This window comes from Micromonospora sp. CA-263727 (genome assembly GCF_050942455.1).
GTDB lineage: Bacteria > Actinomycetota > Actinomycetes > Mycobacteriales > Micromonosporaceae > Micromonospora.
Window position 1 is genome coordinate 1,317,993 of the sequence record NZ_CP192031.1, and the last position, 13,879, is coordinate 1,331,871.

At 68.9% G+C, this 13,879-nt stretch carries 18 protein-coding genes; 10 read left to right on the forward strand and 8 right to left on the reverse strand.

The genetic code is table 11. The features are described 5' to 3' along the window. Window positions 1-28 precede the first annotated feature (28 nt). Both ACQPYA_RS06115 and ACQPYA_RS06120 read left to right on the forward strand, forming a co-directional pair. Window positions 29-1,030 carry a hypothetical protein gene (locus ACQPYA_RS06115; protein WP_433531662.1) on the forward strand — a complete coding sequence of 334 codons (1,002 nt, stop codon included), beginning with the start codon at window positions 29-31 and terminating at the stop codon, window positions 1,028-1,030. After that, entirely contained in the window at window positions 1,027-1,902 is an 876-nt protein-coding gene (locus ACQPYA_RS06120) for a hypothetical protein (RefSeq protein WP_433531663.1), read from the forward strand. The genes ACQPYA_RS06115 and ACQPYA_RS06120 overlap by 4 nt, the downstream gene beginning before the upstream one ends. On the opposite strand, the gene ACQPYA_RS06125 is transcribed toward ACQPYA_RS06120, so the two are convergent. The 7 genes from ACQPYA_RS06125 to ACQPYA_RS06155 all read right to left on the reverse strand — a co-directional run bounded on the left by ACQPYA_RS06125 (window position 1,899) and on the right by ACQPYA_RS06155 (window position 8,013). After that, complete coding sequence (locus tag ACQPYA_RS06125) at window positions 1,899-2,252, reverse strand: nitroreductase/quinone reductase family protein (RefSeq protein WP_433531664.1); 354 nt, start codon at window positions 2,250-2,252, stop codon at window positions 1,899-1,901. The genes ACQPYA_RS06120 and ACQPYA_RS06125 overlap by 4 nt on opposite strands. Window positions 2,253-2,396: 144 nt before the next feature. After that, window positions 2,397-4,616 (reverse strand): peptidase M6 immune inhibitor A, encoded by a 2,220-nt coding sequence (locus ACQPYA_RS06130; RefSeq protein ID WP_433531665.1) that lies wholly within the window; start codon window positions 4,614-4,616, stop codon window positions 2,397-2,399. A 307-nt stretch (window positions 4,617-4,923) separates the two neighbouring features. Beyond that, a complete protein-coding gene (locus tag ACQPYA_RS06135) occupies window positions 4,924-5,487 on the reverse strand; it encodes a GNAT family N-acetyltransferase (RefSeq protein WP_433531666.1) in 564 nt (187 codons plus the stop codon). 76 nt (window positions 5,488-5,563) lie between these two features. Next, window positions 5,564-5,737 carry a hypothetical protein gene (locus ACQPYA_RS06140; protein ID WP_433531667.1) on the reverse strand — a complete coding sequence of 58 codons (174 nt, stop codon included), beginning with the start codon at window positions 5,735-5,737 and terminating at the stop codon, window positions 5,564-5,566. A 212-nt stretch (window positions 5,738-5,949) separates the two neighbouring features. Then, complete coding sequence (locus tag ACQPYA_RS06145; RefSeq protein ID WP_433531668.1) at window positions 5,950-6,225, reverse strand: DUF5919 domain-containing protein; 276 nt, start codon at window positions 6,223-6,225, stop codon at window positions 5,950-5,952. Between the two features lie 52 nt (window positions 6,226-6,277). Beyond that, complete coding sequence (locus ACQPYA_RS06150; RefSeq protein WP_433531669.1) at window positions 6,278-6,772, reverse strand: flavoprotein; 495 nt, start codon at window positions 6,770-6,772, stop codon at window positions 6,278-6,280. Next, complete coding sequence (locus ACQPYA_RS06155) at window positions 6,769-8,013, reverse strand: helix-turn-helix transcriptional regulator (RefSeq protein WP_433531670.1); 1,245 nt, start codon at window positions 8,011-8,013, stop codon at window positions 6,769-6,771. The genes ACQPYA_RS06150 and ACQPYA_RS06155 overlap by 4 nt, the downstream gene beginning before the upstream one ends. A 233-nt stretch (window positions 8,014-8,246) precedes the next feature. On the opposite strand from ACQPYA_RS06155, the gene ACQPYA_RS06160 reads away from it, so the two are divergent. From ACQPYA_RS06160 to ACQPYA_RS06190, 7 genes are all read left to right on the forward strand, one after another. Continuing rightward, window positions 8,247-8,501 carry a hypothetical protein gene (locus ACQPYA_RS06160; RefSeq protein ID WP_433531671.1) on the forward strand — a complete coding sequence of 85 codons (255 nt, stop codon included), beginning with the start codon at window positions 8,247-8,249 and terminating at the stop codon, window positions 8,499-8,501. Continuing rightward, window positions 8,498-8,758, forward strand: a complete 261-nt coding sequence (locus ACQPYA_RS06165) for a DivIVA domain-containing protein (protein WP_433531672.1) — start codon at window positions 8,498-8,500, stop codon at window positions 8,756-8,758. Before ACQPYA_RS06160 ends, ACQPYA_RS06165 begins: the two co-directional genes overlap by 4 nt. Beyond that, window positions 8,755-9,732, forward strand: coding sequence for an FAD-binding oxidoreductase (locus tag ACQPYA_RS06170; protein WP_433531673.1), 978 nt, complete (start codon window positions 8,755-8,757; stop codon window positions 9,730-9,732). The genes ACQPYA_RS06165 and ACQPYA_RS06170 overlap by 4 nt, the downstream gene beginning before the upstream one ends. A 100-nt stretch (window positions 9,733-9,832) precedes the next feature. Next, window positions 9,833-10,438 carry a DUF6879 family protein gene (locus ACQPYA_RS06175; RefSeq protein ID WP_433531674.1) on the forward strand — a complete coding sequence of 202 codons (606 nt, stop codon included), beginning with the start codon at window positions 9,833-9,835 and terminating at the stop codon, window positions 10,436-10,438. A gap of 128 nt (window positions 10,439-10,566) precedes the next feature. Continuing rightward, window positions 10,567-10,836, forward strand: a complete 270-nt coding sequence (locus ACQPYA_RS06180; protein ID WP_433531675.1) for a hypothetical protein — start codon at window positions 10,567-10,569, stop codon at window positions 10,834-10,836. Further along, a complete protein-coding gene (locus ACQPYA_RS06185; protein WP_433531676.1) occupies window positions 10,829-11,443 on the forward strand; it encodes a DUF6879 family protein in 615 nt (204 codons plus the stop codon). The genes ACQPYA_RS06180 and ACQPYA_RS06185 overlap by 8 nt, the downstream gene beginning before the upstream one ends. 57 nt (window positions 11,444-11,500) lie before the next feature. Beyond that, the gene (locus tag ACQPYA_RS06190; RefSeq protein WP_433531677.1) at window positions 11,501-11,692 is read left to right on the forward strand and encodes a hypothetical protein; all 192 of its coding nucleotides are present in this window, start codon (window positions 11,501-11,503) and stop codon (window positions 11,690-11,692) included. Window positions 11,693-11,725: 33 nt separating this feature from the next. Here the strand turns inward: ACQPYA_RS06190 and ACQPYA_RS06195 are convergent, their stop codons facing one another. After that, on the reverse strand, window positions 11,726-12,649 hold the full coding sequence (locus ACQPYA_RS06195; RefSeq protein WP_433531678.1) for a LysR family transcriptional regulator: 924 nt from the start codon (window positions 12,647-12,649) through the stop codon (window positions 11,726-11,728). A 53-nt stretch (window positions 12,650-12,702) separates the two neighbouring features. Between ACQPYA_RS06195 and ACQPYA_RS06200 the strand changes: the two genes are divergently transcribed. After that, window positions 12,703-13,773 carry an NADP-dependent oxidoreductase gene (locus ACQPYA_RS06200; RefSeq protein ID WP_433531679.1) on the forward strand — a complete coding sequence of 357 codons (1,071 nt, stop codon included), beginning with the start codon at window positions 12,703-12,705 and terminating at the stop codon, window positions 13,771-13,773. Window positions 13,774-13,879 lie beyond the last annotated feature (106 nt).

Consider the following 13,879-nt stretch of genomic DNA (forward strand, 5'->3'; position numbering starts at 1 on the left):
TATAAGTATTATCTGAGGAGGTGCGGTAATGCTTATATCGGCGCCTGTCTGGCAGGCTCTGCTGGATGCCGGGGTCGCGCTCATCCCGCGCGGCACCGCTCGCGTGGAGCTGGGCTACGCCGATGCCCGCATCATCCTGGCCGTCGTGGCATTTCCCGCGCCGTTGAACCCCAGCGACATCGCTGCAGTGACGAGCCGCCACCGGGAACCATGTCTGATCATCATCCCGGCGGCCACACCCGCCGTCCGAAAAGCAGTCGAAGCGACCGGCGGATCATGGGTGATCGACAGCGGGAACGACGTCACCGGTGTGCTGCAGATCGATGGCAGGCGGATCGTGCTGGGCACGCCAACGCAGAGAACCGTCAGACCCGCCAGGCGGGGCCGGGTGCCCTGGGGTGCCTTCACCGTCGTGCGCCGGATGATCCAGCAACCGCACGCCACCCAACGCGAGCTGGCCGCGTTCGCCGGCGTTTCCCAGCCGAGGGTCTCACAGGTAATGACGAAGCTTGCCGACATCGACGTCGTCCGGTGCATGCAGAGTAGGTGGACGTTGCACGACGTCGATGGCGCGATCAACTGGTGGCTGGCGAGCTATCCGGGGCCCGGTGGGATCACGACCTACTGGTACGGCCTCACGCCGATAGTCGAACAGGCCGCCAGAGTCACCAGGCTCCTCGAAGCGGCTGGGGTGCAACCCGTCGCCGTTTCCGGTGACGTGGCCGCTGACCTTCTCGCCCCATGGCGGGCGCCCGCAAGGGCCGTCATATACGCCGCCACCGGCGCGGACCTCGCCGCAGCCGACATCGTCCCCGCGGGGACCGGGGAAGCGACGATCGAGCTGACGGTGCCGCAGGATCCGGGGCTCTGGCCAACCGATCGGGCGACTACGCGGAAGACGCTGCCGCTTGCGGACCCACTCCAGATCCTGTGGGACGTCAAACGGGCCCCTGGCCCCGACAGCGAGGAAGCCGCGGAGCGGATACGGCGGGTGCTACGCCTTCGTCACGAACAGGAACGTGCAGCATGACCGACTCCACACCGGCGCATCGCACCCCGGCAGCGCCAAGGCCGATTGTCGTGACATCGACCAGCCGGGCCGCCGATGCCGGCTTCCGTACGCTCGCCGACCTGGCGGGGATCGCCGCCACTCTCGATGTGGACTACCGGATCGTCGGCGGCCACATGGTCACCCTGCTTGTCGCGCTACACGACGTGACGGAACAGGTGCCGCTACGGGAGACGGCCGACGCGGACTTCGCGGCGTTGCCGACGGTCATCGCCGACCCCCGTCTGCCGGCTGCGCTGCTCGAACGCGGCTATCGACCGCGCGAAGCCGCTAACAGGTTCACCCGTGATTTCACGGATACACAGGGCAACCTCAGCCTTGTCATCGACATCCTGGCGCCCTCGTACCTTGGCGGGCTGGTGCCCAACCAGCGTCACGGGGAACTCGTGGTCGACGAGGTGCCAGGGCTCGCGCTCGCGCTGAACCGTCCTCCCGAGTTGCTGGACGTCGAAGTCCGCCTCACCACGGCTGAAGATCTGAGGATGCGGCTGGCGTTACCGGACGTAACGTCGGCCCTATGCCTCAAGGCGTTCGCGTACCGCGGACGGTTCGCGGCGAAGGACGCGGTCGACCTCTGGCGACTCCTGAACGCGGCCCACGCGTCCGGGCTTCATGCCGCGGACTGGCTCGACCAGGGCTACCGGGCGTCAAGCCGCAGGGATCCTGCACAGGTTTTTCGGCACACCCGGGGCTGCGGGCCTTGCTCAAATGTCCGCGCACGCCGCCGATCGCACCCGCATGCAGGCGCTGGTGCGGCAGATCGTCAAAGCGGACTGACCACTCGCCGCCGCAGGACGCGATCCGAAGATCGCCACCCGAGGTCCGTGCGCTAGCCGAGCGGGACCTGGACGGCGACGTCGTGCTTGGGGTAGTACGCCGCGAACTGGTCCGCGCCGTACTTGTCGCGGAACATCGCCACGACGTGGTCGACCCGGTCGGCGTCGGTGATCGGGGTGGCGCTCGAACTCAACGCCGTGCCGTTGGCAGCCACCTGGATCATCGGGGTCCGCTGGACGTTCTTGTACCAGTCACTGTCCGAGCCGGTCACCGGGACCAGGAAGACACTCTCCTCCGCCAGCACGAACCACACCGGGTGCGAGATCTGCCGCCCGGTCTTCCGGCCGGTCACGGTTATCTCGACCTCGCGTACGCCCTGAAGCGCGTCACCGATCGCGTTCGTCACGACGTCCTCCGACAGTTTTCCCGGCCGATGTCCTCTCCGCCAGGCTAGGGAGCCACGCGGACGCGCGCTGCCGGTTCCGGCAGCTTCACCGGTAGGAACTCCCGGTGCCGCAGTCGTGGCACCGGGAGTTCCGTCAGGTGTCGGTCAGCTCAGCGGCGCGCCGCCGGGCTGCGCGACGTTGTTTACCGTCAACGTGTACGGCGCGTACTGGGTGACCTGCTCGGTCGGCTCGTCGTACGCGACGATCGCGACCACCTTGGGGAAGGCGCTCAGCAGCGCCGTCTGGGCCAACCCGAGGGTGAAGCTCGACTTGCCGTCGACCTCGACCTGTAGGGCCGTCCTGAGCTTCTCGTCGATGCCGACGAACCGGACGTTCCAGTTCGCCACCGGAGTCGGGTAGATCTCGGAGGGCGAATCGAACGGGGCGAGGCTCGACCCGTCGCTGACCAGCGTGCCGCCGACCGTGATGTCGTCGACCAGCAGGCCGCCCTCGTTGACGCCGCCGTCGCTGACGTAGCGGAAGCTGAGCAGCACGCTGCTGCCGGCGTACGCCGACAGGTCGAAGGTGTGCGGCTCGAAGCCGGCGGTGGTGCCGTTCAGGGCCGGGCCGAGCGGTCCGGCGACGGTCTTGTCGCCCGCGATGGCCGTGTACGTCTTGCCACCGTCGGTGGAGACGCTGACGTAGCCGAAGTCGTAGCCGGCCTCCGCGCCGTACTTGGCGAGGAAGGTCAGCGTCGGGTTGCCGGCCGGCACGGTCACCGACGTGACCGCGGCGACGTCGAGGCTGTTGCCGTTGCCGGACCAGAGCACCGAGTTGCCCGGACGGTCCGGGTCATCGGTCACCGTCTGCCAGGCCAACGGGATCGACGGCAGCGTCTTGGCGCCCTGGAACTTGACCGAACGCAGCTCGGCACGGCTCAACGGCTTGCCGTTGGCCTTCTGCAACGTGACGTAGTCGGCGCCGTTCGGTGCCGCGCCCGGCGCCGCGTACGAGGCCGGGTTGGCCAGGTTGACCGTGGCGTTGAGGCTGGCGGTGGTGACCCGTCGCTTGTCGACGCCGAGCATGATGCCGAGTTTCGAGTTGCCGACGATCCGGTCGACCAGGTTCATCGTCTGGTAGTCGTGGATCACGCGGTACATGTCGCGGACGCCCTCGTCCTTCAGTGCCGCCTCAAGGCTGGCCAACCCCTGCAGGTCGCCGTCGCGGTGCAGGTGCGAGATGAAGTCCAGGCCGTACCGGTCGTAGAGGAACAACACGAACGAGTACGCGTTGCCGTAGTCGGCGAGTACGGCGCTCGGGTTGCTCCCCTCGTTCCAGAGGTTGATCGAGTTCTCTGGGCCACCGCAGTCCCGCGGATTGGTGTTGTAATCCGTCTGGACGATGCCGAAGCCCTGGAAGCAGTAGATGTGACTGTCCGTGCCGGGCTGGTCGACCCGGGCGGTGGCGTCTACGTAGCCGCCGAGCGTCTGGGCGAAGTCGGAGAGGCCCTCGTTGAGCCAGATGGTCTCGAACGGGTCGGTGTAGTAGTGCGCCAGGTGCTGCCACTCGTGGATGAACGTGCCCTCGTACAGGTTGGGGCGGGCCGGCCGGCTGGTGCACAGATCGTTGGTGGGCTCGTTCGGCGGGTTCGCACCGGTACGGTGCGCCCAGTCGAACGCGTCGATCGTCATGATGTTGCGGTCGAGCAGCTCGTTGAAGAGCGAGAAGTGGAACCCGGCGATGTAGGTCGGAGCGGCCGGGAAGTCGTAGAAGTTGTCGTCCCGGACGTTGTCGACCAGCGTGACGGTCCGGTTGCCGGCCCCCGTGTAGTCGCCACCGATGGCCGCGTTGCTGCCGTCCCGCTCCGGCGGCGTGCTGAACGCGGCCGTCGACTTCGGGTACATGTTGGTGTCGAACTCGTTCACCAGGTGCGCGACCTGCGCGTCCGTGACCACCGTCGAGTTCGGAATCTGCCGGCGGCAGTCACCCACCGGGAACTCGGTGTCGTTGGCGACCCAGACCTCGATGTTGTCGCCCACGCCACGCAGCGTGTAGGGCTTCAGGTAGATGACGCCGAGGTAGTCGTCGAGCGCCAGCCACTGCCGCACCGTGCCGACCGGCGGCGTCTCGGCGGCAGCCTGCGCCTTCCGCGCCTGCGCACGGGGCTGATACTGGGTCGGCACCTCGACGGGCTTGCCGTTGAAGGTGAAGTCCTTCCGAGTCAGCTCACGGACGTCGGTCGCGCCCCGGGTGGCGGGCACCGGCGCGGGCTGAACCGCCGCCGGGGCCGGGGTGGCCGACGCCGGAGCCGGCTGGGCGACGACGTAGAGTAACGGTAGGACAATGGCGCTGGCTGCTATCCCCGCAAAGCGGCGGCGTGCCATGGAACCTCCTCCTCGATGGAAGACCCGACCGGCCCTGGTCGAACAGGCATCGGCGAATCTGCGTACGCTGATCAAGCGTCCTTCGTGACCTCAACACACCAACATCGATCCGGCAACCCTTGTGACGATCAATCGTCCTGAGAACCGCGCCGGCCTGAGCGAGTGGGTCAGCGGATGCAGCGATGGCCGACGAACCGGGCACACGGATCGCCCTTCGAGGTAAGGGCTCCGGGTGGCCGCTGCCGTATCGCGTCCGCCGCACGCCGCACAGCCTCGACCGCGATCGGCAAGAAGTCGCGGTACGAAGTCACGTCAGCCCTTGCACCATCGGTATGGGCAACGCCCTGGTGAGCACGATGAACTCTGGCGCATTGTCCCAACCGGGTCGCAGTCGGGCCTGCTGCGTCCAGCCCCACGAGTCGTAGGCGCGCCGGGCGATCGTATTGTCGGGACGAACGAGCAGCGTGGCACGCTTTTCGGTGCGGCCACCGAGCAGCCGGTCGTGAAGCGTTCGCGCCATGCCCTGGCGCCGCCACCTTGCCCGTACCAGCAGCTCGCTGATCGCGAAGGTCCGCCGACCGTCCTCATCGGTGAACCCGGCGGGTATGTCACCTCTGATGCCCTCCCACCATCTGGTTTGCGGCGGAAGCGGAAAGCCGTAGATGTAGCCAACCAGTTCGCCGTCGACAGCGGCGGTGACGAGCTGCCACCCGGTGCGTTCCCGGTGTGCGCCGAGCTGACGGCGGTAGCGGTCTTCGCCGTAGAACTCACCCTCGTCGGAGTGCACCTCAAGATAGAGCCCCACAAGCTCGTCGATGAGCTGCTCGGCCGCGTCGGAGTCGTAGGTCTGAAGCATGAGATTGGCGATCATTGCGTCACCTGCTCGTCGTAGTGCGTGAACTGGCAGACCGAAGCTAAACCAGCGGCATCGCTCGTCCTGTACCACGTCAGCGTGCGTCCGTCCCAAGGACGACGGGCTTTTGACTCGCCGCCAGGATGATGGGGCCAGTGAGTTCGGGCGTGACGGCGAGGGTCGTTGTGGAGGTGATGTCGTGGCGGGCACCGTTGCCGTCGATGGCGGTGTCTCCTGCCTCTCTGGCGATGATTACCCCGGCCGCCATGCCCAGGGATGGTTGGACAAGGTCAGAGCGGCGTCGAGGCTGCCCTCGGCGAGCCATCCCAGGTTGAGCGCCGTGCTGCCGGTCTCCTTATCCGCTGGACCTCGGCTGCCAGTTGGCCGGTCAAGGCGAGCCGCAGGCGGTTCCGCGCCTCTGCGTCAGGCCCCACCGCGTAATCTCCGATCGCCACCAGTGCCTGACTCATGCAGGTGGTGCTACTGGCGTTGATCGGCTGCCCATTTGGCGCGTGCACCCCGTCTCTTCGCGGCGGTGTAGGTCGTGGACAGAAGCGGAAGTTCGATGACGCCGACTACAGCCTCAATCCCCTCTACGAGCGCGAGCGACACGGCGCACAGCGGTAGGCCCGGAACGGCCTCCCGTTCCCGCGACTGGATCGACTCCCCGTCCGGTTCAAGGAACAGGCAGCGGACATGGGCACCCCGTTGCAGGAGTTCCAGCCAACGCCGGTCGGCGTAGTCCTGACAGAGCACGTTGAGTGACAGGCCGCCCGGACGACTCGTGCATCCTCAAGAGAGTGCCTCCCTATCGCGGGACATCGAGCGCGCTGGCAACAGTCCCCCAGCCCGACTCGTCGTCAAGGGGTACCACTGCGACACCCGCTTCCCGAAGTAGCCGCAGGTGCCGGTCGTAACTCGGGTGAGAGACAAGTTGCGCTTTCACGTTCGGGAACGCGTAGATCGGGATGCGCGCACCGAGCGTCTCGTTGAGGATGCCGAGGGCAGGGTTGTCGTTGATCCCCTGCGCCCATTTGTTGATCAGGTTGAACGTCGCTGGTACGACAGCAACGGTCGTTGCCGGCGGATGTGGCTCGGTCTCGCCGGGCTTGCGCCATTCCACCCGCACGGGATAGCCGGTCTGCTCTGCCAGTGCGTCCCGGTCGATCCAGGTTGCGGCGGTCGGTGTAGCGGTGAGGCAAACGGTCCAGCCGTCTTCCTGTAGCAGTTCGATCAGTTCACCGATCCGCAGCACCGGAGGTGCCGCGCAGACGATTAGGGCGAGCACGCGTGGTTGGCTCATGCCAGCAGCCCGGCACGCTCCGCAAGTGGTCGCAGCCCGGGCGTCGCCGCTCTCCGCTCTTTTGCCAACAGGTCAAGCAGAAGCGTGCGGGCTTGCACGTTCGCGTACACCATCTCGGCGGCTACCCGCTCCGCTTCGAGCAGGTGCAGCACGGCGACCGACCTGTCACGGGGCGACATCAACGCGGCTGCGGCCAAGTCGACGTGCACCTGTGCCCTGCGGCCCACCAGCACCGTTGGTAGCCGCGATGTGTCGAGCCGCGTTCCGATCTCCATGGCCTGGCCCGCATTGCCGGCTCGCACGGCCGCCGACACCGCGTGAATGACGACGTTCGTCGGACCGAAGCCGGTCCACAACCGGTTACGGTCGCAGCCCAACGTCGCCGCCAGTCCGTCGGCACGCGCCAGCAACTGGCCCGCTTGCTTCGCGTCGCCCTGCCCAGCAGCCATGACGGCAGCGAGAAGCAGCAGCGCCCCGTGAGCGGAGAGCAGATCGGGATCGGAGGCCCGACCAGCCGAAGCCAAGGCCTCGATGCTGTTCTTCACTACCTGCTCGGCCGCTTCCGCTCTTTCAGGCTGCCGCATAAGTCCGCAAGCCGCCTGGTAAGCGGCAACAGCAGCCAGCGCTTGATCGTTGGCGAGGCGGGCGGCGGTGGACGCACGGTCAGCTGTCAGCAGCGTCGCCTCACCGTCTCCCACCTTGGCCGCGAGCTTCGATGCGGCGATGTAGGCGGCGGCGAGCAACCGAAACGCACTGCTGCGGTGTATGCCGGAGGCGTTGCTGCTCAGGGCTGTCGCCTGGGTGAGCACATCCGGCGTCAAGCGGGCAGCTGACGTGTAGCTCGCCCGCTGGTAGAGGTTGTGCAACCTGCCCACGGCGCGCCGGACCTCGATGAGCGCGGGTGCGGGTGGGGCGTCGATGAGATAGCTGGTGAGGAAGGTCCGGAGGCCGTCCAAGAGGTCAGGTCGAGCAGCGGGGGAAACGGGATCACGCTCCATGTCCTTCACGGCCTGCCCTCGATGCGCTGCCACCGACACGTCGACGAGCATGTCGTCGAGTTGTTCGAGCGTAACCCCCAACGCGGAGGCAATGCCCGTTCGATGCCACGGCTGCGGATCAGTCTCCGCGTTTTCCCAGCGCACCACAGTAGATCGCTCCACGCCGAGAAGGTCGGCCAGGCGTTCCTGGCTGTACCCGAGCGCCTTGCGCCGCTGACAGAGCCGGTGTCGTTTCAAGGCCACGGTCGATCTCCCTCCGCCCTGTCGTCACTGTAGTAACACTGCGTCGACCATGCGGGTACGCAGACGCCTCATTTCTGCGTCACACAGGCTCCTTCGGCGCTGTAGTCCCTGGTCAGCTTCTCGCCGAGGCTGGGCGCATGGCCCGGGGCGGGTGCTGGGCTCCGGTGGCGTCGACCCGAACGACGTACGCCGTCCCCGCCCGCCTCGGTGCCGCACCACACCAGGGGAGGGACATGGATTCGATCGACGGGCTGCTCGGCGAGTTGCCGATGCCGCCGTACGTGACCGCCGAGGACGTCGGCTTCGCCGTCAAGGCGCTGACCGTGCACGCCGCCGAGCAGTGGCCCGACGGGCCGCGTTGCCGTAACGACCGCGCCCCGCACCCGTGCCGCCTGCACCGCTGGGGCCAGCGGGTGCTCGACCGGCGCGGCCTCACCGACCGGCAGGTCCAGACACTGATCGCCGAGCAGAAAGCACCACAGCGATGATCTACGTGACCGGGGAACGCCCGCAACCGCACGACCTCCGGGTCGCCGCCTTCGACCGGCGCTGGCGGGGCCTGGACCCCGCCCAGGTGTACGACTACCTCGACCGGGTCGCCGATGAGCTGGATCGCCTGCACCGGCAGCTCGTCACGGCGAACACCGAGGCCGAGCGGATCCGGCAGGCGTTGCGGCAGTGGCAGGCCAAGCATGCCGAGTGCCGGCCGGCGCGACACGGACACCCGGTGGGGGAGCGCCGGTGACCGAGGCGGCGGCACGGGAGGCGGTCACCCGTTGGCTGCGGCTGATCCAGGCGGACGCGGAGCTGTCGGCGTACCTCATCGGGGTTGATCTGGACCGGTTCACCGCGCACCTGGCCCGACAGCTCGTGGCCGGCGGACCGGTGCTGGAGGGTTGGCCGGGGCTGCCGGAGGCGCAGCGGCGGCGGGCCGGCGACTACCTGGCCGGGGTGCTGGCGGCGAGCAGCGACCAGGCGGTGATCGACGAGGCTGCCGCCCAGTTCCAGGCCGGGCTGGCGGGACACTGCCCGGGGCTGCTGCCGGAACCGGTGGGGACGTTTGTCGTGGCCGCGCTGGCCCGACTGGTCGGCGGCGGTGGTGACCGGGCCGCGCGGCTGGCGCTGCTGGCGGTGCTCGGCCGGGTGCACCGCCGGTACCGGCTGCGGCCCGAGCACGGTCCGCTGATCGGTGCCGCGCTGGCGCCGGTGGCGCCCCGCCTCTGCCCGCCGCCGGTCAGCACCGGCTGGGAGCGTCGGTGGCGGCGGGCCTGGGCGCTCGTCGAGCGCGCCGCCGGGCGGATGGGCGACGGGCCGGCATTCTGGCCGGCCGAGGTGATCGGCCGCGACCTGGCCGCCGAAGGCGTCGCCCTCCTGACGGTACGCCCGTGGCGGCGGCTGCCGTTCCGGCCCGGCCAGGCGGTGCCGCTCTGCCTGCCGAGGCACCCGGGCCGGTGGCGCTGGTACTGCCCGGCCAACGCGCCGCGCGCCGACGGGATGGTCGAGCTGCACGTCCGCGCGGTGCCCGCCGGCACCGTCTCCCGCAGCCTCGTCCACGAGGTACGCCCCGGCGACTTGCTCCATTTCGGCCCGCCGGTCGACGTCGGCCTCAGTCTGCCCGCCGGCCCCTCGTCGGTCCGCGCCTGGCCGTCCACCGCCGAGCCGGGCGCTACCGCCCGGCCCGGATCGTCGTGCCCGGCAACGGGAGGATCGCTGACCTGACCGCGTTTCGACCCGTGATCGATCCCGGAAGTTGCCATATGCTGAGTGCTCGATCCGTCACTGTGGGAGAAGATCATGGTGGTGCGGCGGAGTTGTGCGGATGCGTGAGCTGCTCAGGTCGACGGCGGGGGAGCGGTTGGGCCTCGCCGCGTACGACGCGGACTTCGCCGAGGCCGTGGATTCGGTCGACGGCCCGATCCTGCGGACCGAGCGGATCCAGACGCTGCGCGAGCCGGGCAATCCGGCCTGGGAGGCATTCACCGACGGCCGCTGGGACGACGCGTTGCGGATCGCGGCCGAGCCCGACCCGGAGAGCGCCCGGTTCTTCGCCCAACTCGACAAGGCCGGCTCGGCACTGCGCCGGCTCCGGATCGTGGAGCGTCCCCTCACCCCGTACGTGATCTGGGAGCTGCACGCCCTACGGCATCGCGCGGAGGCCGGCGAGCGGATCCGGGTGCTCGGCGCGGATCGACTGGTGGGCTTCGAGCAGCGGCACGGCCGGATCCCCGAGCTGATGGTGCTCGGCAGCCAGGTGCTGTACGAGGTCATGTACGACCCCTCGGGTACGCCGGTAGGCGCGCGGAAGCTGATCGAGCCGGGCGTGGTCCGGGCCTGCCGGGTGCAGATCGAGTCGCTGCTCGAAGAGGCCGAACCCCTCGACTCGTACTTTCGCCACGAGGTGGCCGGGAGGAAGCCCGGGCCGTAGCGCCCAGCCGGTGGCCTGGGCCAGGCAGATCAGCTTCGGCAGGCGCAAAATCGGTAGCTTCCTCGGTGAGGCGGTGGCACCCGGACAACTGTTCTGAGTGTTCGATCCGTGACTGTGGGGAGACGGCCATGGTGAGTCGATGGAAAGCGGACCGCGCTGCCACGTTCGCGCGCCGACTCGGTCGGTCGGCGACTGAACTTGGCGAGAGCGGTGGTACCACCACCTGCCCCGACATCTGGGAACTGTCCAATGGTGACGTGGCGGTCATCGGCCGAGACCTGACGGCGAACTATGCCGGTCAGTTGCCACCGGATGTCGTCGTGGGTGACGACGAGCGCTTGGTGGTCATCCCACGCAGCATGATCATCGCGGCGAAGTCGGACATCCCGGATGCGTGACCTGCTGCGAGCAGCGACCGGGCAGCGGTTGAGTCTCCCGGAGTACGAGGCGGACTTCTACGACACGGTGAAGTCTGTGGACGGGCCGATTCTCAAGACGGAGCGGATGCAGTCCTTCCGCGAGCCGGGCAGCCCGAGTTGGGAGGCATTCGCGGCCGGCCGATGGGACGAGGCGTTGCGGATCGCCGCCGAGCCCAACCCCGAGTTGGAGCGGTTCTTCGCCGACCTTGACGCCCTGGATTCGGGGCTGCACCGCCTGCGCATCGTGGAGCTACCCCTCACTCCGTACGTGAGCTGGGAGCTGAACTTTCTCCGCTTCCGCGCGAAAGCGGGCGAACGAATCGGCGTGCTCACCGCGGATGCCGACGGGGTCGCGAAGCTGGAGCGCGAGCAGGGGGCCGTGCCGGAACTGATGGTGGCAGGCAGTCGGGCGGTCTACGAGGTCCGTTACGACGAGACCGGAGCCCCCGTCGGTGCAGACAAGTTCGTCGACCATGCCGTGGTGGTGGGCTGTCGAGCGCAGGTCATGTCGTTGCTCGGCGACGCCGAGCCGTTCGAGTCGTTCTTTCGCCGCGAGGTCGACGGGCGTAGGCCCCCGGGCGGGTAGCTGTAGTAGCCTGCCTCCACCTGCGAGCCTGGAGGCGTCATGCCCCGACTCCGGACGGTGACCGGCCTGGCCCGCCGATCGATGATGCCGACCGCCCTGCTGCTCGTTGTCCTGTCCGCGCTCGTGGCGGTGATGCTGTCGCCGCTGGGCTTGCTCTGGATCGGTGAACGGCCCGGCTACGACTGGCCACTAGTAGGGACGGCGTCCGACAGATCTGCGGCGCGGGCCTCAGGGCGCGCCGCTGGCTGAGGCCGGTGGGACCGCGTGGAGGCAATCCGACGGTCATCGACGGACGAGGCAAGCCTGTGCCGACTGCCGGAACTGGTCGACGAGTGGGCTGGCGTCCCCCTGGCGAGTAGCGACGACAACGTGGCAGGGCTCGATTCCTTCGACGGTGACGGCGACAAGGTCGTCCCGCCGGGTCAGGCGCGGGTCGTTGGCGGCAACGAGTGCGACGGCTTGCCCGGCGGCGACGGCTTCGAGTTTGTCTTCGATGGTGTCGGCGAGCAGCGGGGCAAGTGGCGTCGGGTGATGGTCCGGGCGGGGTTCGAGTCGCCAGAAACTGGTCCACGTCGCCGGCACCCCGGCACAGGCCACCATCGGTTCGTCGGCGAAGTCGCCCGGGCCGACGCACTCCTTCTCCGCCAAGCGATGGGAGGCGGGCAGGACGAGCACCCGCGGCTCCTCGTAGAGCACGATGACATCGAGGCCATCGGTGGGGATCGCGAAGGGCGTGCGGCTGACCAGCGCGTCGACCCGGTGATCGGGCAGGGCACGGGCCTCGTGCCAGTCCAGGTGACGGGTGCGGACGTGCGCGTCGGGGTGGCGGCGGCGCAGGTCGCGGACCGCGGGGGTGACGACGAGGTCCTCGACGTAGCCGATGGTGATCGTGTGCGGCGACGTGGCGCGACGTGCGGCGCGTACCGCCCGGTCGGCGCCGTGCAGGAGGGCCTGCGCCTGGGGGAGGAAGGCTTCGCCGGCGGCGGTGAGCCTGCCGCCCCGAGTGGTGCGCTCGATCAGACGGACACCGAGGGTGTCCTCAAGCCGCTGGATCTGGCGGCTCAACGACGGCTGGGCGATGCGCAGCGCCGTTGCGGCGCGGGTGAAGCTGAGGTGCTCGGCGACGGCCATGAAGTAGCGGACAAGTCTCAGGTCCAGGTCGGGGCCGTTCCTGGGCGCTGCCGGGCGAGGCTCACGGTCGGCCATGTCCGTAGCCTACCCGTTATGTCAGTTCTGCATGACGGGGTGCGGAACAGGTCTTGGACGGCTGGTTCGTAGCCCTGTTGACTCAAGGCGGCGTCGGCGCCGGCCCGGCCACCGCGGAGCTGTTTCGCGGCGATGTGGTCGACCTCGGCCCGATCGATTCCGGCGAGGACCGAGAGTTGGGAGATCGTGTGAGTCGCGCCGTCATCTACGAGTCGTTCGGCGGACCTGAAGTCCTTGAACTACGTGACGTCGCGGAGCCGCATGCCGGTCCGGGGGAGGTCCGGATTCGGGTTGCGGCCGTCGGCCTCAATCCGATGGACTGGATGCTCTCGTCGATGCCCGCATTGGCGGCCAGTTTCGGTGTCACCCCGCCGGCAGGCTTTGGCCAGGATCTGGCGGGGGTCGTGGACGAGGTCGGCGCGGGTGTGGCGGGCTTCTCCGTGGGCGACCGTGTCTTTGGCAGCGCGCTGGGCCGCGCCGTTGCCGACGTCGCCGTGGTCAAAGTCGCCGTGGTCAAACTGGACGAAGCGCCACTGCGGCACACGCCCGCGGGCATCAGCGACGAGGTGGCGAGCACCCTGTGCGTCGCGGGCCTCACTGCGGACGCGGCGCTTCACGCGATCGGACTGCGCGACGGTGACACCGTCCTGATCGGCGGCGCCGCGGGCGGTGTCGGCGTGTTCGCGGTGCAGTTGGCGAGGCTCGCGGGCGCGACCGTGATCGGGACCGGCTCGGCGGGAACCGCCGAGTTCCTCCGGCAGCTGGGTGCGCGGCCCGTCACCTACGGCCCCGGCCTCGTCGAGCGTCTGCGAGCACTCGCGCCGCCACGGATCACCGCGGCCACGGCACTCGTCGGCACCGAGACCGTGGCGGCGGCCCTGATGCTCGGAGTCGCCCCGCGGCGGATCTCCACGATCGTCGCGGGTCCGCCGCAACCGACGGGGGTCCGGACGACCGGCGCGATCGATGCGACCCCGGTAGCGCTGGAACGGATCACCGACGCGATCGCCGGTGGCCGGCTGGTGGTGCCTGTCGCGGCGAGCTTTCCCATCGAACAGATCCGAGAGGCCGTGACGCTGCAACGGAGCGGGCACGTCCACGGAAAAGTCGTGATCACGCTGTAGCGGCTGGTCCGAACCGGACCCGGCGCTGCCGGCGGCACCTGCGCGTCGACGATCGGCCGGACGCAGCCACCCGCCGTCTTCTGACATCGACCCCCGGTCGGCAATT

Excerpts from the sequence above, each read along its gene's own strand:
- ACQPYA_RS06175 (WP_433531674.1), top strand. The coding sequence starts at position 9,833 with ATGCGTGAGCTGCTCAGGTCGACGGCGGGGGAGCGGTTGGGCCTCGCC.
- ACQPYA_RS06130 (WP_433531665.1), bottom strand. The coding sequence starts at position 4,616 with ATGGCACGCCGCCGCTTTGCGGGGATAGCAGCCAGCGCCATTGTCCTA.
- ACQPYA_RS06195 (WP_433531678.1), bottom strand. The coding sequence starts at position 12,649 with ATGGCCGACCGTGAGCCTCGCCCGGCAGCGCCCAGGAACGGCCCCGAC.
- ACQPYA_RS06115 (WP_433531662.1), top strand. The coding sequence starts at position 29 with ATGCTTATATCGGCGCCTGTCTGGCAGGCTCTGCTGGATGCCGGGGTC.
- ACQPYA_RS06120 (WP_433531663.1), top strand. The coding sequence starts at position 1,027 with ATGACCGACTCCACACCGGCGCATCGCACCCCGGCAGCGCCAAGGCCG.
- ACQPYA_RS06150 (WP_433531669.1), bottom strand. The coding sequence starts at position 6,772 with ATGAGCCAACCACGCGTGCTCGCCCTAATCGTCTGCGCGGCACCTCCG.
- ACQPYA_RS06140 (WP_433531667.1), bottom strand. The coding sequence starts at position 5,737 with ATGGCGGCCGGGGTAATCATCGCCAGAGAGGCAGGAGACACCGCCATC.
- ACQPYA_RS06165 (WP_433531672.1), top strand. The coding sequence starts at position 8,498 with ATGATCTACGTGACCGGGGAACGCCCGCAACCGCACGACCTCCGGGTC.
- ACQPYA_RS06180 (WP_433531675.1), top strand. The coding sequence starts at position 10,567 with ATGGTGAGTCGATGGAAAGCGGACCGCGCTGCCACGTTCGCGCGCCGA.
- ACQPYA_RS06160 (WP_433531671.1), top strand. The coding sequence starts at position 8,247 with ATGGATTCGATCGACGGGCTGCTCGGCGAGTTGCCGATGCCGCCGTAC.
- ACQPYA_RS06135 (WP_433531666.1), bottom strand. The coding sequence starts at position 5,487 with ATGATCGCCAATCTCATGCTTCAGACCTACGACTCCGACGCGGCCGAG.
- ACQPYA_RS06185 (WP_433531676.1), top strand. The coding sequence starts at position 10,829 with ATGCGTGACCTGCTGCGAGCAGCGACCGGGCAGCGGTTGAGTCTCCCG.